Below are 18,789 nucleotides of genomic sequence, written 5' to 3'. Positions count from 1 at the left end.
CTGGATAAAATATTACATCTTTTGGCGGAAGAGACAGCTTGTGATGCGGCGGCGGAATTGGCGGTAAATCTTCGCCCTGCTACGTCGCTCTCACAGGTCAAACGCCTTTTAACGGAGACGGACGAGGCCCACACGATGATGGCGCGTTTTGGAGCGCCGTCCTTTGGAGGTCTCAAAGACGTTTCGAATTCCCTGCGCCGTGCAGAAGCGGGAGGAACGCTCAATATGGGCGAGTTACTGCGAATTTCGATGGTTCTGCGGACTTTGCGTGGAATTGTGGATTGGCGCAGTAAAAGTGAAGGCGTCAAAAGTATCCTCGACGATCGATTTGACGCAATTATGCCGAATAAATATCTGGAGGAACGGATCAACCATGCGATTCTTTCCGAAGAGGAGATGGCGGACAGTGCTTCTCCACAGTTGGCAACGATCCGGAGGAAAATTCGTTCCGCTTCTTCTCGTGCAAGAGAACAGCTGGAAAAAATGGTGCGTTCTCCTGTGACGCAGAAGTACCTACAGGACCCGATCATCACGATGCGTGACGGCCGCTTTGTTGTGCCCGTCAAAGCAGAATGCCGAGGTGACGTGCCGGGATTGGTGCACGACACCTCTTCTTCCGGTGCGACGGTGTTCGTCGAACCGATGGCGGTTGTAGAGGCAAACAATGAGGTTCGTGTGTTGCTCTCCCAAGAGCAAGCGGAAATCGACCGTATTCTGGGGGAACTCTCCGCAGAAGCCGGCAATTTTGCCAGCGGCATCATCTCCGGCTACAAAGAGGCGGTGGAGTTAAATCTGATTTTTGCCAAGGCGAATTTGGGGTACAAAATGAAGGCAACTATGCCGCTTGTCAATGAGGAAGGGAAAATCGAGCTGAAGCGGGCACGCCACCCGCTGATCGACAAGGAAAAAGTGGTTCCGACCGATATTGAACTTGGCATACACTTTGACACCTTGGTGATTACAGGTCCCAATACCGGCGGAAAAACAGTATCCCTAAAAACGGTCGGGCTTTTAACACTAATGGCAATGTGTGGGCTGTTATTGCCCGTTGCAGATAACAGCCAGATATCCATTTTTACCAATGTTTTGGCTGATATTGGCGATGAACAGAGTATTGAGCAATCCCTGTCCACCTTTTCTGCCCACATGACAAACATAATCAAGATTCTGGAACACGCGGATGGTTCCAGTTTGATCTTGCTCGATGAGCTTGGCGCGGGGACGGACCCGATCGAGGGGGCGGCGCTGGCCATGTCGATTTTAGAGGCTTTGCGGAGAAAGGGGGCGCGCATTGCGGCGACAACCCACTATGCGGAGCTGAAAGCGTATGCTTTGCAGACCCCCGGCGTGGAAAATGCATGCTGTGAGTTCGACGTCACAACCCTGCGGCCAACATATCGCCTGCTGATCGGCGTGCCAGGCCGCTCCAATGCCTTTGCCATTTGCTTGCGCCTGGGGATGGTGCCAGAGATTGTTGAGCACGCAAGAGAATTGGTTTCCAGCGAAAATACCCGGTTTGAGGATGTTGTTCAAAGCTTGGAGACAAGCCGTCAGCGCTTAGAAGAAGAGCGAAAGGAAGCGCAGCGCCAGCGCTTGGAAGCCGAAGAAGCCAGTCGGGCGGCTAAGGAGCGAAAGGATTCCATTGATGCACAGGCGGAGCGTGAGATGGAGGAAGCGCGCCGCCGTGCCGCAGAATTGATTGCCCGAACGCGCGGCCAGATTGATGCCATGCTTAACGAGATGGAGGAGCTCAAAAAGCAGAAGAATAAAGCGCTGACCGCAGAGCAAAAGGCAAAGCTTAAATCCGGCCTGCGCGCACTGGAAAACGAGGCAGATCCGGTCCGAAAGAAGGACGGTGAAGCGTATGTTTTGCCCAGGCCACTTAAAAAAGGCGATTCTGTTTTGATTTATGACATCGACAAGAAGGGGACCGTTTTGCAGCCTCCGGAGAAAGGTGGCAAAACAGCTCTGATTCAGGCTGGCATTATTCAGACCCGCGTACCGGTTTCCAACCTCCGGTTGTTGGAAGAAAAGCCTGTGAAGAAACCCCAGGGTTCTGTTACCCGAAGCGTCACCCGGGCCAATGTTCGTGCAGCGATGGAACTCGACGTGCGTGGACAAACTTCTGACGAAGCGTTGATGAACGTCGATCAATTCATCGATTCTGCGGTATTGGCAGGGATCAATCTGCTCACTATCATCCACGGAAAAGGGACAGGAGCACTGCGGGCGGCTGTACAACAGCATCTTAAGAGGCACCCTAATGTAAAAAGCTTCCGTCTGGGGACCTTTGGAGAAGGGGAAGCGGGCGTTACGATCGTAGAGTTGAAATAAAGCGAGGAAACCGAATGACAAAGGGGAGAGAAAAGGACAGAATGTGGCTCGTTTTTGCAGTTGGTTCCGCTGTATTTGCAGCGCTGACTTCCATCCTGGCAAAGATCGGCATTGAGGATATGAATTCCAACCTGGCAACGGCAATTCGTACGGTTGTGGTGTTAGTGTTGGCATGGGGGATCGTATTTGCAACCGGAGCGCAGACCGGTATTAGCCACATCTCTGCGAAGAGCTTTTTGTTCTTGATTTTGTCCGGATTGGCGACGGGGCTGTCTTGGATCTGCTATTACCATGCTATTCAAGTTGGTCCGGTTTCCAAGGTGGTCCCAATTGATAAATTTAGTGTGGTTATCACCATGGTTTTGGCCTTTTTGTTCCTGCATGAGAGAGTGGATGCAAAGACCGTTATAGGTGGAATTCTGATTACCGCAGGGACTTTGGTTATGATTTTGTAACTGTATAATCCAACTTTCCCCGACATATATAAGGAATTAAGGTCCAGGCAGGCGGTTGTACTGTCTGGACCTTTTCGAAAGTATCTGGAAAAGGAGGAATCACAATGAATGAGACGAGAAAAAGCAGAAAAGGGGTGGCTATCGGAATAACGCTCATACTGTTGTTTTTGGCCGCTGTGGGCGTAACGATCGGCATGGCGGTCAGTGACCCCTATGAGGATACGGTACAAGCTACTGCACAGCCGGAGACAGTCGTACCCAAGTTGGCGAAGTCTTTGCTTACAGGGGAGCCGGCTTTATTGACCAAAGAGGAGGTCAGCGGCCTTTTATCCAGCCAAGTGGCCGGACTGCATGGAGGCGGCTTTCAGGTTTTAGATCTGCAATGTGTTTCTGTAGAGGATGGGGCGGCGGAGTTCTATATTCCGGTGTCTTACTCCGGTTTGCGCTTGGGGGTCAGCGCCCGCTTCACCGTGGGTTGTGATACGGAGGCGGAAACCATCTGGGCAGAATTGCAGACCGTGCACCTGGGGCGGCTGCCGATTAAGGCGGAATGGGTACTGGAAATTGCAAAAAATCTGCTTCCCTCGGAGGTTAAAGTCGAAGGAAAGCGTCTCTCTGTTTCCGATTCCTTTTTCGATGAAACCGTGTTAGGCGGCGCGGTGGGCCTGAAGGTTCAGGATTTGCGAGTAACACCCAAGGGATTCCAGGTACAGGTACAGGGAAATCTAGAGCGAATTCAGAGCCATCTGGGGCAATATTTGGAACAGTTTCTGGCTGCGGGGGATTGACAGATGAAAGGTTTTGTTGTATAATCTCCAACTGTAAAGGAAATGGCTTTACAGTTGGAGGGAGGGCCAAACGTGGCAAAGGATTTGGAAATTTCCTTTTTGCTGGATTTCTATGGCGACATGCTGACCGAAAAACAGCGTGAGGTGATTGAATTCTATTACAACGAAGACCTGTCCCTTTCTGAAATCGCCGACAACGAGGGAATTACACGCCAGGGGGTGCGCGATTCCATCAAGCGGGCAGAGGCGCAATTGTTCGATATGGAGCAGCGCCTTGGGCTTGCAAAGCGGTTTCGTGAGATGCGCGGCGGGCTGGAACAGATCCGCGAAGCGGCCCAACGCATCCAGGAGTATAATAAGCACTATGTGTATTCTCACGATCTTTCGGAGGATGCGCAGACGATTATAGACTTGGCGCAAAAGCTATGTGAATAGCAAAGCGCGCGGGAGGGAGATACGATTTGGCATTCGAAGGACTGGCTGATAAACTCTCCGCGGCCTTTAAACGGCTGAAGTCGAAGGGAAAACTGAGCGAGGACGATGTCAAAGAGGCCATGCGAGAAGTGCGGCTTGCGCTTCTGGAGGCTGATGTCAATTATAAGGTTGCAAAAGATTTTACCAAAAAGGTGACAGAGCGAGCTGTCGGCGCGGAGGTTATGGAGAGCTTGACCCCAGCGCAGATGGTTGTGAAGATTGTTGATGAAGAATTGACCGCCTTGATGGGCGGCGGTGAGACGCGTTTGGTTTCCCCACCGAGTCCGCCGGCGATTATCATGATGTGTGGATTGCAGGGTTCTGGTAAGACCACACACTGTGGTAAATTGGCAAAGATGCTGAAAAGCAGGGGCCACCGGCCCCTGCTTGTGGCGGGCGACATCTACCGCCCCGCTGCGATTAAGCAGCTGCAAGTGGTGGGTTCCCAAGCGGGAGTTGCTGTGTTTGAAATGGGCACGGAAAAGCCGGTGAAAATTTGCAAAGAGGCAATCCGCAGGGCCAAGGATTATGGCAACGACTATGTAATTATCGATACGGCGGGCCGCCTGCAAATCGATGAGAAGCTGATGGAGGAGCTACACAATATCAAAGATGCGGTTCATCCAACGGATATTCTGTTGGTCGTCGATGCGATGACCGGCCAGGAAGCGGTCAATGTTTCTAAGACGTTCGATGAAAAACTGGATATTACCGGTGTTATCCTTACAAAGCTTGACGGCGATACCCGCGGCGGCGCGGCGCTTTCGGTGCGGGCTGTGACGGGCAAGCCGATCAAGTTTGCCGGCACTGGCGAAAAATTGGATGACTTGGAGGTTTTCCATCCGGACCGTATGGCGTCTCGAATCCTTGGGATGGGCGATGTGCTGACTCTGATTGAGGAAGCACAGGTCAAAATGGATCAGAAAGCGGCGGAGAAAGTATCCCGCAGAATGTTGGAAAACAAAATGGATCTCAACGACCTGTTGGATCAATTTAAGCAGGTCAAACGGATGGGGCCGCTAAAATCTGTCCTCAGCAAAATGCCGGGAATGGAAAAGCAGCTCAAGGATGTGGAGATCGATGATCGCGATATGGACCGTATGGCGGCGATTATTTTGTCGATGACCAAAGAGGAGCGTGCGAAGCCTTCCATTATCAATCCATCGCGTAAGCGCCGGATTGCGGCGGGCAGCGGCATGCGTGTGGAAGACGTCAACCGTTTGTTGCGCCAATTTGAACAGACACAAAAGCTCATAAAGCAGCTCAAAGGGAAGGGCGCAAGGCGCCGCTTTGGATTTTAAAAGGTGATCTTACCAAAACTTTTGGTGGAGATAGAAATGATTCTATTTTGGAGGTGAACATCAACATGGCAGTAAAAATCAGACTGCGCAGAATGGGTGCAAAGAAAGCTCCGTTCTATCGCATTGTTGTTGCAGATTCCCGTTATCCGCGTGATGGCCGTTTCATTGAGGAGATCGGTACGTACGATCCGATGCAGGAGCCTTCTGTAGTGAAGGTCGATGCAGAAAAGGCGAAGAAGTGGATTTCGAACGGTGCACAGCCGACCGATACCGTGAAGACGCTGTTCAAGAAGAACGGCATCCTGTAAGGGAGGCAATGCGTTGTATACGGAGGTTAAGATGAAGGAACTGCTGATTGCAATTGCTCAGGGCCTCGTGGAAGACCCGACCGCCGTGAACGTCGATGTTGACGATTCCGCGGAGGACGGCTCCATTGTGTACCATCTGCACGTTGCAGAGGCGGACATGGGCCGGGTGATCGGCAAGCAGGGACGCATCGCAAAGGCAATCCGTGTGGTGATGCGTGCCGCGGCAACCCGCACCAACAGCAAGATTTCTGTTGAGATCGACTGAGCATAAAAAGGAGGGCAGACTCGCGTCCGCTCTCTTTTTTGTTTTCTGCGAAGGAGGAAGAAAAATGCGCAAGCAATTTTTAGAGGCAGGCCGTATTGTGGGAACACATGGGGTCAAAGGAGAACTGCGCGTGGAACCGTGGTGTGATTCTGCGGATTTTTTGGCCAAGATCCATACGCTATATTGGAACCGAGGGAGCGAGAAATTACAGGTGGTTTCGTCGCGTGTCCACAAAAGCCTGCTGCTTCTGAAGCTGGAAGGGATCGATACGGTGGAGGAAGCGGATGCGCTGCGCGGCCGGATTCTCTATTTAGATCGAGCAGATGTGAAATTGCCCAAAGGGCGCTATTTCGTGCAGGATATGATCGGTCTGACCGTTATGGATGCGGATACAGGCAAACGGTATGGCTCATTGACAGAGGTAATGCCCACAGGGGCGAACGACGTCTATCAGGTGACCGGGGAGGATAAGGTGAACTATTTGGTTCCTGCTATCCCGGATGTGATTGTCGATGTGGACATCGACGGGGGCACTCTCAAAATTCGGCCCATAAGGGGGATCTTTGACGATGCGAATTGACATTCTCACGCTTTTTCCGGAGATGTGTGAGACCGTCATGGCGGAAAGCATCATCGGACGTGCCCGTAAGCGTGGAGCGGTTCAGGTGTGCTGTCACCAAATCCGTAATTTTGCGTATGATAAACATAACCGGGTAGATGATACCCTCTTCGGCGGTGGGATGGGCATGCTGATGATGGCGGAACCCATCGCTTTGTGCATGGACGATTTGGTAGAACAGTTGGGGAAAAAGCCCTATGTTCTGTACATGTCTCCCCAGGGAAATGTTTTGTCCCAAGAAAAAGTGAAAGAATTGGCAATGCATGAGAATATTGCCATTCTATGTGGGCATTATGAAGGTGTGGACGAGCGCGTGCTAGAGGCATATGTCGACGAAGAGATTTCCATAGGAGACTATGTGCTGACCGGTGGCGAGCTGCCTGCGCTGGTGGTTGCGGACGCGGTTTGCCGGATGAAGGATGGCGTCCTGTCAAACGATGTTTGCTTTGAGGAGGAGAGCCACTACGACGGCTTGCTGGAATATCCGCAGTATACCCGGCCGGCAACTTGGCGAGGAAGGAGCGTCCCTCCCGTCCTCTTATCGGGTAATCATGCAGCAATTGCCCGTTGGCGCAGAGAGCAATCCATTTTGCGCACTATGCACAAACGTCCCGACTTGTTTGCCCGGGCAGAGCTGACCAAACAGGACAAAAAATACCTTGCTTCGTTGGAAACTCATGTAGAAAAAGAATAGATACTTATACAATCTGTCTGATTTTGACATTCTCGATTTTTTGAAAATATGGAATACGGCACAAAAGTTTTCAACAAACATGGCAAGGTGCACAAAGGAGTTGGGGACAAAAAAGCCCCAATTCGGTTATCAATCCAAAGTTTTTTCAAATTTGTTGACGGCCTTCCGAATTGTGATATAATAACTGCATGATCTAGCTTTCATGCTGTGTTGTATTTTAGATTTTGGTTGGTTGGAATGGTTTGATTTTGATTTTGTTTTAGGAGTGAGTAAGAATGTGCGTTAAAGAGGTTTTGGTTCAGAATCAGGTAGGTCTCCATGCACGTCCGGCAACGTTCTTTATCCAGAAGGCAAATGAGTATAAGTCCTCGATTTGGGTGGAAAAGGAAGAGAGACGTGTGAATGCAAAGAGCCTGCTGGGCGTATTGTCCCTCGGTATTGTGGGCGGCACGTCCATCCGCATCATTGCAGATGGTTCCGACGAGGAAGAGGCAGTGGAAAATCTGGTGGAGCTGGTAAAGTCCGGTTTTGCTGAGTAATTTTTCAGCTGTGTCCAATTGTATGGGATAGAGTTCCCATATGAGTCAAGTCCAATGGTTGGAACGAGATGAAAAAGGAACGCCCGATGGGCGTTCCATTTTTTTATGGTGCCTTACGGTCCGGAGATATAGATGAACCAATGGAGTGTCCAATCAAAGGGGGGAATTTCGATGGAAGAGCAAGAGCAACGTTTGGAGCACATACGCGAGTTGCGGAAAAAGGCGATGCGTCTGCCGTTGCATCCCGGGGTATATATCATGCACGATAAGACCGGCAAGATTATTTATATTGGTAAAGCGAAAGCCCTGAAAAATCGCGTTAGCCAATATTTTGGCAGTGAAAAGAATCACGATGAAAAGGTTCGCCGGATGGTCAGTAACGTAGAATACTTTGAATATATTCTAACGGACAGTGAGTTTGAGGCATTGGTGTTGGAGTGCAGCCTGATTAAGCAGCATACGCCCAAATACAATATTCTCCTCAAAGATGACAAGGGGTATCATTATATCAAGGTAACCCGAGGACCATGGCCGCGGATTTCGCAGGCAAAGCAGATGCTGGACGACGGCGCGGATTACATCGGCCCATTTGTCAGTTCTTGGGCGACAAAGGAATCGGTGGACGAAGCGTTGAAGATCTTTCGTCTGCCCTCCTGCTCGCGCAGATTTCCGCAGGACATCGGGAAAGGACGTCCCTGTTTGAATTATTATATCAAGCAATGTAGCGCCCCTTGCCAAGGAAAGATTTCGCAGGAGGATTATAACGAGGCAGTCAAAGAAGCGATCGACTTTTTGCGGGGTGGAAGTGCGGAATGTGTGCGTAGTTTGACGAAAAAAATGGAAGAAGCAGCGGAAAACCTTGAGTTTGAGCGTGCAGCACGCATCCGCGATCGTCTTGCCGCCATCAAGCGCATGAGCGACCGCCAGAAGGTGGTAGCCTTAAAGGTCCCGGAACAGGACATCATTGCACTGGCACAAGGCCCTGAGCGAAATTGTTTTGAGGTGTTTCGCTTTATGAATGGCCGCCTGTGTGACCGGGAAACGTACTTGATGGGAGAGATCGGCGAACCAGAGGCGGCCCGCAGCGAATTTATCGAACGTTATTACTCCATGCGAGATCGTGTGCCGCCGCGTGTGAGTCTGGATGCGCCCGCTGCAGATATGGACTTGCTTTCCGAATGGCTTAGCCAGAAGGCAGGGCGGAAGGTGACGGTTTACGTCCCGCAAAAGGGAGAACAAGCGCAACTGGTGGAGATGTGCCGCAACAATGCAGCCGAGCAATTGGCACAGTCGGTCGGAAGGACTGGCAGAGAGGCTTCCGCGCTGGATGAGCTTGCCCGCCTGTTGGGAATGGCGCATCCACCGGCCTATATTGAGGCATACGACATCAGCAATTTGGCCGGTGGAGACAATGTAGCGGGTATGGTGGTCTTTGAAAACGGTCGTCCGCTGAAAAGCGCTTACCGGAAGTTTAAAATCAAGACCGTTGTGGGGCAGGACGACTATGGTTCCATGCGTGAGGTTATAGGGCGCCGGTTACAGGAGTATTTTGACCAGAAGGATAGTGGAGAGGGCTTTGGGCGTCTTCCAGATCTAATCCTTTTGGACGGAGGAAAGGGCCATGTGTCTGCGGTCCGGCCTATTCTGGAAGCCTCCGGGCTGGATATTGCCCTGTTTGGTATGGTCAAAGATGATAAGCACCGCACGAGAGCCATCGCGGAAGACGGGGGAGAAATTGCAATCAATTCCAATCGCAAGGCGTTTACCCTGGTATCCTCTATTCAGGAGGAGGTCCACCGTTTTGCAATTGGGTATCATCGCCAGACACGAAAGAAAAATACCCTGACCTCTACTTTGACGGAGATTGAAGGGATCGGCGAGACGCGCGCACGCGCGCTTTTGCGCCATTTTCGAACACTGACAGCTATCCGGGAGGCGGACCTTGCTGAATTGGAGGCGGCCCCCGGAATGACGAAACCGGCCGCTAGAAAAGTCTACGTGCATTTTCATGGCGAAGAGGTTCCCCAAAAGCCTTGAAACCGTTAGTCCGTGTATCGCTGCACGCTTGACAGACGCGGAAGATAATGGGATAATAAAAAGACCATTTTACGTCTTCGATTTTTGAAGGAGCATTGCATATGCGAATTATTACAGGTTCAGCCCGTGGCAGACGTCTTTTAACGTTGGAAGGCGAACATGTTCGTCCAACAACGGAGCGGGTAAAGGAGGCTTTGTTTAGCATCCTACAGTTTCAGATCGAGGGGCGGCGTGTGCTGGATCTATTTGCGGGGTCTGGCCAGCTCGGTTTGGAAGCGCTCAGCCGCGGTGCACGAGAAGCCGTCTTTGTGGATGCGGGAAAGGAACCCATATCGATCATTGAAAAAAATATCGCCAGCACCGGTTTGGGAGAGCGTGCAAAGGTTTTGCATATGGATTATGCAGCCTTTCTTTTACGCCGTAACGAGCCCTTTGACATCGCCTTTTTAGACCCGCCTTATCGGACAGGCCTACTACAAAAGGCGATACCGTTGACAGTGGCTATTCTGAACAAGGGCGGCGTCCTCGTCTGTGAACATCCAATCGACGAGGAGATTCCCGAGGCGGCAGGGGATTTCGAAAAAAAGCGCGACTACCGCTATGGAAAGATTGTGCTGTCGGTCTACCGGCACAAAGATCTATAAGGGATTCGTGTGGATACAGGATTCCACACATGGGAAGAGTTTTGGAAAGGAAGAGACCTATGAAAATTGCAATTTGCCCAGGCAGCTTTGATCCGGTCACCATCGGACATTTGGATATTATTGAACGTGCAAGAAAGATTTTCGATCATGTGATTGTGGCTGTAATGGTGAACCCGGAGAAACACACGATGTTCACCACGGAAGAGCGAATTGCCCTGATTCAGAAGTGCACCAATGGCATGAGCGGTGTGGAAGTGGTCAGCTTTGACGGTTTGCTGGCAGATTATGCCAAGATGCGCGGGGCGACGGCGATTGTCAAAGGCCTGCGGGCCATGTCCGACTTCGAATATGAATTTCAGCAGGCGCTCACCAATCGGAAACTCAATTCCGAGTTAGAAACCGTATTTATGATTACCAGGTCGGAAAACATGTTCCTGAGTTCCAGCATAGTCAAACAGATCGCCAACTTTGGCGGCGATGTCTCTAACTTTGTTCCAGCGTGTATCTTGGATGACATCAAAGAAAGAATGTATGCCGCGAAGAAGTAAACATATTCTGGGTGGGAATGCGTGTATCCGGTTCCGTTTTCCCATGCGCAACTCTGCGGCCCTCTGAAAGGATGGATCAATACGATGAACGTGGAAGAACTGATCGACGAATTGTATGAGATGGTAGAGAAGGCGTGGAACCTTCCGCTCAGCCGCGGCCGCGCGGTGCTGGATGGCGAAGAGGTCAAACAGATTTTGGATGAGATCCGCGAAAACCTGCCCCAGGAATTGCTCAAAGCGAAAGCGATTGTGGCGGATCGCAATCAGATTATCAGCACGGCAAAGATGGAAGCCGAGACAAAGATTCGGGTCGCAGAAGAGCGGGCCCGGGCGATGGTGAACCAGGATGAGATTGTCAAGCAGGCGCAGCAGAAGGCAAACGACCTATTGACGCAAACACAGATAAAAACACGTGAAATGCGGAAAGCAGCAAACGAGTATGTGGACGATCTGATGCGCCGTACAGATGAGGCCCTTGCGGCAAACCTGGCAGAACTGCGCAAGACCCGTCAAAACATCAAAGCGACTCAGCGTTCCGGTCAGAATTGATCGAAACATTTGTAAGTTTCCGCTAGAAAAATTTGGTAATATTTGGATAATATAGAAAATCTCAATTCTTAACCTAAAAAATGCACCACAAGATATTGTGGTGCATTTTTTTATGCTACTAAATAAGCGAATTTTGTTCAAAAGAGAGTCGGTATTTGTCGGATTAGTTGACATAATCAAAATAAATCAGTTGCATTTTTGTTACGAATCGAGTATAATCGTAATCAACAAGTGGAGGAAGGTGGGGCAAAATAGCACGATGTGGTTCAAGTATCCATCTTTTGCCCTGAAAAGGCACAGCGGTTATGTTGATTGGCGAATACCAACATAATATTGACGCGAAGGGCCGCGTGATTGTTCCCGCCCGGTTCCGGGAGGACCTGGGGGAACGTTTTTATGTCACGAAGGGCCTGGATCATTGTCTCTTCGTTCTTCCGCCTACAGAATGGACTAAATTGCAGGAAAAAATCATGGCAATGCCCATGGGAAAAGCCCGCGGTATCCAACGCTTCTTTTTTTCCGGCGCTGCTGAGGTGGAGCCGGACAAGCAGGGACGCATCCTTCTTCCACAGCATTTGCGGGAATACGCTGGGCTGGAAAAAGATGTAGCCTTTATAGGAACCTCAAACCGGGCGGAACTTTGGGATGCCCAACGCTGGGCTTCGTTTAATGCGGAGTTGGATGACAGCAGCTTGATTGAGGTGATGGAAGAACTGCAATTTTAAGTGTATCTTGTTAGAGAGAATCCACAGTGGGCGCTTCCGAACGGAATTTTAGGCGTAGGACAGGCCCCGGGAACCGGAGGCGCACAGAGATGGAATTTCAGCATAAACCCGTGTTGTTTGATGAGGCGATTGCTTCTTTGGCGATTCAGCCCGACGGAATCTACATCGATGGAACAGCGGGAGGCGGTGGCCATTCCAAGGCCATTGCAAGCCGTTTAACAACTGGAAAACTGCTTTCGATTGATCAGGACCCAGATGCGATTGCCGTGGTGCGAGAACGCTTGAAGGGGATGAAGTGTTCCCTTGTTGCACACGCCAATTTCAGCGAAATGGCTCAAGTTGCAAAGGAGCGGGATTTGGTGCCTGTGGATGGTGTCCTCTTGGACATCGGCGTATCCTCTTATCAACTGGATACCCCTGATAGGGGATTTTCGTATCATTCGGATGCACCGCTTGATATGCGTATGAGTAAACAGGGTCCCAGTGCAAAGGATTTGGTGAATACGCTTTCTTGGCAGGAGTTGGCTGGGATTATCAGCCGCTATGGGGAAGACCGTAACGCAAAGAGTATTGCCAAGGGGATTGTTCACGCCCGAGAGAGCGGACCAATTGAAACCACAGGGCAACTAGCCGAGATCATCAAGGCTTCTGTTCCCGCGGCTGTACGCAGAGAACAGGGACATCCCGCGCGTAAGACGTTTCAGGCTTTGCGCATTGAAGTCAATGGCGAACTGGACGCTCTTTCGGACGGATTGGATGCCGCATTCTCAATTTTAAAGCCGGGGGGACGCTTGGCTGTAATCACCTTTCATTCCCTGGAGGACCGCATAGTCAAGCAGCGCATGGCATCCTGGTGTCAAGGATGTACGTGTCCGCCGGATTTTCCTGTGTGTGTCTGTGGGAAGAAGCCGAGAGCAAAGCTGCTTTATAAAAAAGGACTTGCTCCGACGGAAAAAGAATTGGAACAAAACCCAAGGAGCCGCAGCGCGCGGTTGCGGGTTTGTATCAAGCTATAGATATAAAACATAGATGAGGAAAGAAGGGTCTGTGAATGGCGACGCGAACCAGAGGCGAAGCGTATGATTTTGAGCTTTTTGAGCCAAAGAGAAAATCGGAACCGCAGCAACAAACGAATAATATCATACGGCTTCCGCAGGAAGAACTGGAAAGAAACCGCCGTCCAAAGCACAGATCGTTAAAGGTCCTTTCCATGAGTGTCTTTTTAACCGTCATGTTGGGAATTGTTGGGACCTTTGTCTATGGACAGGTTCGTCTTTCGGAATTGACGAACGAGATCAATCTTTCTACAACAGAACTGGCCGAACAGGAAAGCCTGTACACCCAATTGAAGATGAAATCGCAGTCCAAGCTGTCGCTTGAAACGGTGGAGGAATACGCGGAGACACAGCTCGGAATGCGTAAGCTGGAGCAGAGCCAAGTGGAATATATCAGTTTATCCCAGGGGGACAAGGGCCAGGTGTTAGAGGGGGATTCTTCAGAAAATTGGCTCACATCGATTTGGAACTTTATCGAACAGTTGCTGTCATAAAGCAAACCATTTCTCATATAGATAAAAAGGGACCGTTCAGAAGAGGGGATTCCTGTTCCATATGGATGCGTCAGGACTGATCCCGGAATCAATGATTGTAAAAGCGGGAGAGTTAAGAGAACATCTTGACTCTCCGCTTTGTAATATGGAGGTTGCAAATGGCAAAAGGAACAACGATCCGTATGTGGAGACGTACCGCTTTTCTGTTGGCTTTGATTATCGCCGGCTTTGCCGTGGTTGTCGTAAGTCTTTTCCGCTTGCAGCTGGTGCAGGGAGAAGAGATGCAGACCCGCGCCGTGGACCAGTATTTGAAGGATACGTCCATCAGCGCGCAGCGCGGTACAATCTATGACTGCAATATGAAGGTTTTAGCGAAGAGCGCCGCCGTCTGGAAGGTGGTGTTGGAGCCCAATTATATCGACGACGACAACCGGGAGTTGATCTGCAACGGACTCTCCCAAATTCTCGGTTTGGACAAAGCCGATCTGATCGAACGAAGCAAAAAAAGAACCTACTATGATGTGGTCAAGAATAAGGTAGAGACCGATGTGAAAGATCAGATTGTTGCTTTTAAGGAAGAGAATGAAATTACCAATGGGATTCGCTTGATTCCTGACTACAAGCGGTACTATCCGTATGGAAAGTTTGCCTCATCCGTCCTGGGCTTCACTGGGTCGGATAACCAGGGCTTGGCGGGCATCGAAGCGCAGTATGATTCAGAGTTGACCGGCGTTCCTGGGAGGCTCGTGACAGCTAAGAATGCCGTTGGAACCGATATGCCATTTGATTATGAGCAGATGGTGGACGCACAGAATGGAAACAGCTTGGTTCTGACCATCGACGAGGTCGTGCAGCATTTCTTGGAAAAGTATTTGGAAGAGGGCGTAGCCAACAGCGGTACCCGAAACCGCGCCTGTGGCATTGTGATGAACGTCAAAACCGGCGCCATTTTGGGAATGGCTGTGAAAGGAGACTTTGATCCCAACGACCCATTTACTTTGACCGACCCAAAAGAACAGGCTGCCGTTGATGCGCTTCAGGGGGAGGAACGCACGAAAGCATTGAACGAAGCGCGCCAAAAGCAATGGCGTAACAAATGTGTCAGCGATACATATTATCCCGGTTCTGTTTTTAAGATGGTGACCTCATCCATGGGCTTTGAAGAGGGCATTATCAGTGAAAATACCCCTTTCTCCTGTCCTGGCTATTATGTGGTTGCCGACCGGCGCATCAGCTGCTGGAAGTCGGGAGGCCATGGGTCCGAAACATTTGCGCAGGGGCTGTGTAATTCTTGTAACCCGGTGTTTATCCAGGTGGGTGAAAAGCTTGGTGCGCAGACATTCTTTGAGTACTTTGAAGCGTTTGGATTTACCCAGAAGACAGGTATTGACTTACCTGGCGAATCCAGAAGTATCTATTACGATGAGACGATGGGACCTGTAGAATTGGCGACGGAATCCTTTGGTCAGAACTTCAGTATTACACCGATTCAGATGATTACTGCGGCTGCAGCAGTCGCAAATGGCGGTTATTTGGTACAGCCGCATGTGGTGGCACAGGTAATCGACGACGAGGGCAATATCATTCGCACCACGGATACAACGGTGAAGCGTCAGGTGATCTCGAATGAGACATCCCGTCGTGTCAGCGCTATTTTACAGCAAACCGCTACCACTGGGACGGCAAAAAATGGCTATATTGCAGGTTATCGGGTAGCCGGAAAGACCGGTACCTCGGAAAAAATTGCAGAATGGATTGCGCAGGGAAAGCAAGGGGAAAAAAAGTACATTGCTTCTTACTGCGGCTATGCTCCGGCTGACGATCCACAGGTGGCAATGCTGGTGTTCTTTGACGAACCTTTGCCGCAGGGCGGACAGGTGTTTGGCAGTGCAATTGCAGGCCCACCATTTGCAAAGACCATGAGTGAGATTCTGCCGTACCTTGGGGTAGAAGCCAAATATACGGAGGAAGAACTTGCAAAGCTGGATACCAGTGCCCCGGATGTCCTTGGGAAAAGTGTCCAAGAAGCCCAAAACCTGATTCAGAGCGCAGAGCTCAACGTGAAAGTGTATGGTCAGGGGGATACGGTGCTCTCGCAGGTACCTGAGCCGGGCAAGAGCATTCCGAAGAGCGGCCAGGTGGTGCTGTTTACCGATGAGGAAAGTGCTGCGCAGACTGTGACCGTTCCGAAACTGACCGGGCTTACTCTGGCACAGGCAAATTCTACGGCGGCCAATGCGGGAATCAATATCAGTATTTCTGGCGCTGCACTCACTGGGAAAAATGCAGTTTCCAATCTACAAAGTATTCCAGAGGGCAGCCAAGTTCCGCCAGGTACGATGGTGACGGTCGATTTTGTGGAATTGGATTCCGTAGAATAGAACCAAGAAATGGTCTGAAAAAGGCTATATATCCGTGCTTTTTTCCAATGAACCAGCGGGGAAAAGATGGTATAATAAAGATCATATAAAAATTCCCATTTGGAATGTAAAAAGCCGCCTGTATGGCAATCATGGGCGGCTTTTCCATTCGAATGGGTTATAATAAAATCAACCGCATGGGCGCGGCAAACGGTGACAAAGGGGATATTGCATATGGCGGACGGCATCTGGATATTGGCGGCGGCAGTGATTGCATTTGCAGTGACGGGGCTTTTGGGGAAATGGATGGTGCCATTTCTGCACAAAATCAATTTTGGACAGACCATCCGGGAAGTAGGACCAAAGTGGCATCAAAAGAAAAACGGTACGCCGACGATGGGCGGGTTCATGTTCATCATCGGTATTTTTGTGGCTGCAGCTGCCAGTTTGGTGCTATTCTATCGGACCTCGGGACAGAACCCGCAGGATATGAACATGCAGACAAAACTGGTAGCCGGATTTCTGATGGCGTTGGGCTTTGGCGGCGTGGGTTTTATTGATGATTATATCAAGGTGGTAAAAAAGCGCAATCTCGGTTTGAATGAAAAGCAAAAGCTGATTTTGCAGTTTTTGGTCGCAGGGGCGTATCTGTTTTCTTTGTATCTCTCCGGAGGCTCGTCGGTGACCTTGATTCCCTTCTTGGGCGGCGTGGACCTGGGGATATTTTATTGGGTGATTTCCCTGCTTGGGATTGTTGGAATGGTGAACGCTGTCAATTTCACCGATGGAATCGATGGACTGAATGCGTCGGTGACATTCTTCGCGTCTCTCATCTTTATGGTGATCGCTGGCGTTCTAGGCGCCAGCGGTATGGGGATTCTTGCGGCGGCAACGGCGGGTGGCTGCTTGGGCTTCCTGATCTGGAATTTCAACCCGGCCAAAGTTTTCATGGGCGACACAGGTTCCCTATTTTTGGGGGGGATGGTTTGCGCACTGGGCTATGGCCTAAATTTGCCAGTTTTAATTCTGCCAGTGGGTATCATTTATATTGTGGAGATCCTCTCCGTTGTGCTACAGGTCACCTATTTTAAGGCCACTGGCGGGAAGCGATTGTTTAAAATGAGCCCCATCCACCACCACTTCGAAATGTGTGGTTGGAGCGAAGTGAAAATCTGTACAGTTTTCAGCCTGATTACCTTGTTGTTTGGCGTGCTTAGCGTAGCGTCGGTTTGGTTTGGGCTGTAAGCGTTAAAATGACATTTTTGGCAGCCGGTTTGTGGTTAAATGAGGAAAGGCCCCACAGAATCTAGGGGGTTTTCCGGAATTTGTCTGGATTTGAAAGGAGGCGGCTTTATGGCGACAAGGGCGGACAGTAAACGCGGAGCAAACGTGACGCACTTGCCAACCGCGCGAAAATCCGACACAAAGGAGATGCCTCCAAAGGTGTCGTTTGGAAGACGGATTCGAAAGAAATTTCGTCTTTTTTCTGTACGCGCGGGTATGGACCTGCCTTTTTTCTTTCTGGTGCTCACCCTCCTGGTGATCGGCCTGATTATGTTGTTTTCCTCCAGTTATGCTTATGCCTATTACAATTATGGAAACAGCTATTACTTTATCATCCGTCAGGCGGGATTTGCCGTCGCAGGGATTTTTATTATGGTGGTGATCTCTTACTTTGATTATCACCACCTGCATAAATTGGCTATTCCCATCCTTCTGGTCACGTATATGCTTTTGGTTCTGGTGCTGTTTATGCCGGAGCGCAACGGTGTACGGCGCTGGATTTATCTAGGCCCAGTCAATTTTCAGCCTTCAGAGATCGCAAAATTTGCTTTAATTTTGATCTTTGCACACCTGATCTCGATTAATTTCAAGCGGATGAATACCTTCCGGTTTGGCGTTCTTCCGTATCTGTTGATTTTGGGTTCAATCGCAGTTTTGGTTCTTTTGGAAAAACACGTTTCTGCGACGCTGATTTTAGTTGCTTTAGCAGGTGTTATGCTTTTTATCGGCGGCGTTCAGCTGCGCTGGTTTGGAATTGCGTTCGGTATGTTGGCGGCAGCTGTGGCGTATGTCGTTTTATTTAGTGCAAAATTCGGATATGCGAGCGACCGTATTTCCGGATGGCTCGACCCTTTTGGAAATACCGTGGATACATGGCAGACGCGCCAATCCTTGATGTCAATCGGTTCGGGCGGCTTGCTGGGGCTTGGATTAGGGCAATCCCGGCAAAAGTATTTGTATTTGCCAGAGCCACAGAACGATTTTATTTTTGCCGTGGTCTGTGAGGAGCTCGGGTTTATCGGCGCTCTGTTGATTGTCATTCTTTTTGCGATGCTGGTTTGGAGAGGGATAACCGTATCCCTCAAAGCCAAGGATAAATTTGGAATGTTGTTGGGCATCGGTCTGACCGTACAGGTGGGCTTGCAGGTGATTTTGAATATTGCCGTTGTGACGAATACCATTCCGAATACAGGCATCAGTTTGCCCTTTTTCAGCTATGGAGGCACCTCCCTGTTGATTCTATTGGCAGAAATGGGAGTTGTGCTGTCGATTTCACGGACATCGACGATTGAAAAAACCTAGCCTTTAGGCGGTTG

At 50.2% G+C, this 18,789-nt stretch carries 20 protein-coding genes; all 20 read left to right on the top strand.

Annotated elements, in window-relative coordinates; translation table 11 throughout:
- Positions 1-2,334 (top strand): endonuclease MutS2 (locus B9Y59_RS10030; RefSeq protein WP_143255377.1); only part of this gene is annotated, 2,334 nt, incomplete at its 5' end.
- Positions 2,335-2,375: 41 nt separating this feature from the next.
- Positions 2,376-2,789, top strand: a complete 414-nt coding sequence (locus B9Y59_RS10025) for an EamA family transporter (RefSeq protein WP_085534600.1) — start codon at positions 2,376-2,378, stop codon at positions 2,787-2,789.
- A 104-nt stretch (positions 2,790-2,893) separates the two neighbouring features.
- On the top strand, positions 2,894-3,577 hold the full coding sequence (locus tag B9Y59_RS10020; protein WP_054324381.1) for a hypothetical protein: 684 nt from the start codon (positions 2,894-2,896) through the stop codon (positions 3,575-3,577).
- 72 nt (positions 3,578-3,649) lie between these two features.
- Entirely contained in the window at positions 3,650-4,012 is a 363-nt protein-coding gene (gene ylxM / locus B9Y59_RS10015; RefSeq protein WP_054324380.1) for a YlxM family DNA-binding protein, read from the top strand.
- A 26-nt stretch (positions 4,013-4,038) separates the two neighbouring features.
- On the top strand, positions 4,039-5,352 hold the full coding sequence (gene ffh, locus B9Y59_RS10010; protein ID WP_054324379.1) for a signal recognition particle protein: 1,314 nt from the start codon (positions 4,039-4,041) through the stop codon (positions 5,350-5,352).
- A 65-nt stretch (positions 5,353-5,417) separates the two neighbouring features.
- Positions 5,418-5,660 carry a 30S ribosomal protein S16 gene (gene rpsP, locus B9Y59_RS10005; protein ID WP_054324378.1) on the top strand — a complete coding sequence of 81 codons (243 nt, stop codon included), beginning with the start codon at positions 5,418-5,420 and terminating at the stop codon, positions 5,658-5,660.
- 31 nt (positions 5,661-5,691) lie between these two features.
- Complete coding sequence (locus B9Y59_RS10000) at positions 5,692-5,925, top strand: KH domain-containing protein (protein ID WP_054324403.1); 234 nt, start codon at positions 5,692-5,694, stop codon at positions 5,923-5,925.
- 64 nt (positions 5,926-5,989) lie between these two features.
- Complete coding sequence (gene rimM / locus B9Y59_RS09995) at positions 5,990-6,505, top strand: ribosome maturation factor RimM (RefSeq protein ID WP_054324377.1); 516 nt, start codon at positions 5,990-5,992, stop codon at positions 6,503-6,505.
- Entirely contained in the window at positions 6,495-7,238 is a 744-nt protein-coding gene (gene trmD, locus B9Y59_RS09990) for a tRNA (guanosine(37)-N1)-methyltransferase TrmD (RefSeq protein ID WP_054324376.1), read from the top strand. Before rimM ends, trmD begins: the two co-directional genes overlap by 11 nt.
- Before the next feature lie 275 nt (positions 7,239-7,513).
- Positions 7,514-7,777 (top strand): HPr family phosphocarrier protein, encoded by a 264-nt coding sequence (locus B9Y59_RS09985; RefSeq protein WP_054324375.1) that lies wholly within the window; start codon positions 7,514-7,516, stop codon positions 7,775-7,777.
- Positions 7,778-7,948: 171 nt separating this feature from the next.
- Positions 7,949-9,814, top strand: a complete 1,866-nt coding sequence (uvrC, locus tag B9Y59_RS09980) for an excinuclease ABC subunit UvrC (protein WP_085533226.1) — start codon at positions 7,949-7,951, stop codon at positions 9,812-9,814.
- Positions 9,815-9,915: 101 nt separating this feature from the next.
- On the top strand, positions 9,916-10,458 hold the full coding sequence (gene rsmD, locus B9Y59_RS09975) for a 16S rRNA (guanine(966)-N(2))-methyltransferase RsmD (protein ID WP_085533224.1): 543 nt from the start codon (positions 9,916-9,918) through the stop codon (positions 10,456-10,458).
- Positions 10,459-10,517: 59 nt separating this feature from the next.
- Positions 10,518-11,006, top strand: coding sequence for a pantetheine-phosphate adenylyltransferase (gene coaD, locus B9Y59_RS09970; RefSeq protein WP_054324374.1), 489 nt, complete (start codon positions 10,518-10,520; stop codon positions 11,004-11,006).
- Between the two features lie 84 nt (positions 11,007-11,090).
- Positions 11,091-11,555 carry an ATP synthase subunit B family protein gene (locus tag B9Y59_RS09965; RefSeq protein WP_054324402.1) on the top strand — a complete coding sequence of 155 codons (465 nt, stop codon included), beginning with the start codon at positions 11,091-11,093 and terminating at the stop codon, positions 11,553-11,555.
- A 305-nt stretch (positions 11,556-11,860) separates the two neighbouring features.
- Positions 11,861-12,280 carry a division/cell wall cluster transcriptional repressor MraZ gene (gene mraZ, locus B9Y59_RS09960; protein ID WP_085533222.1) on the top strand — a complete coding sequence of 140 codons (420 nt, stop codon included), beginning with the start codon at positions 11,861-11,863 and terminating at the stop codon, positions 12,278-12,280.
- 89 nt (positions 12,281-12,369) lie between these two features.
- Positions 12,370-13,296: a 16S rRNA (cytosine(1402)-N(4))-methyltransferase RsmH gene (gene rsmH / locus B9Y59_RS09955; RefSeq protein ID WP_054324373.1), complete on the top strand. Its 927-nt coding sequence runs from the start codon at positions 12,370-12,372 to the stop codon at positions 13,294-13,296.
- Between the two features lie 35 nt (positions 13,297-13,331).
- Positions 13,332-13,829: a hypothetical protein gene (locus B9Y59_RS09950; RefSeq protein ID WP_054324372.1), complete on the top strand. Its 498-nt coding sequence runs from the start codon at positions 13,332-13,334 to the stop codon at positions 13,827-13,829.
- A gap of 158 nt (positions 13,830-13,987) precedes the next feature.
- Entirely contained in the window at positions 13,988-16,210 is a 2,223-nt protein-coding gene (locus B9Y59_RS09945; protein ID WP_054324371.1) for a penicillin-binding transpeptidase domain-containing protein, read from the top strand.
- A gap of 213 nt (positions 16,211-16,423) precedes the next feature.
- Positions 16,424-17,434 carry a phospho-N-acetylmuramoyl-pentapeptide-transferase gene (gene mraY / locus B9Y59_RS09940; protein ID WP_085533220.1) on the top strand — a complete coding sequence of 337 codons (1,011 nt, stop codon included), beginning with the start codon at positions 16,424-16,426 and terminating at the stop codon, positions 17,432-17,434.
- Between the two features lie 108 nt (positions 17,435-17,542).
- A complete protein-coding gene (gene ftsW, locus B9Y59_RS09935; RefSeq protein WP_143255285.1) occupies positions 17,543-18,775 on the top strand; it encodes a putative lipid II flippase FtsW in 1,233 nt (410 codons plus the stop codon).
- Positions 18,776-18,789: the final 14 nt, after the last annotated feature.

This window comes from Anaeromassilibacillus sp. Marseille-P3371, assembly GCF_900169665.1.
Classification (GTDB): Bacteria; Bacillota; Clostridia; order Oscillospirales; family Acutalibacteraceae; genus Anaeromassilibacillus.
Note: the sequence above shows the minus strand (reverse complement) of the source record. Positions and strands in the feature narration are given on the sequence as shown.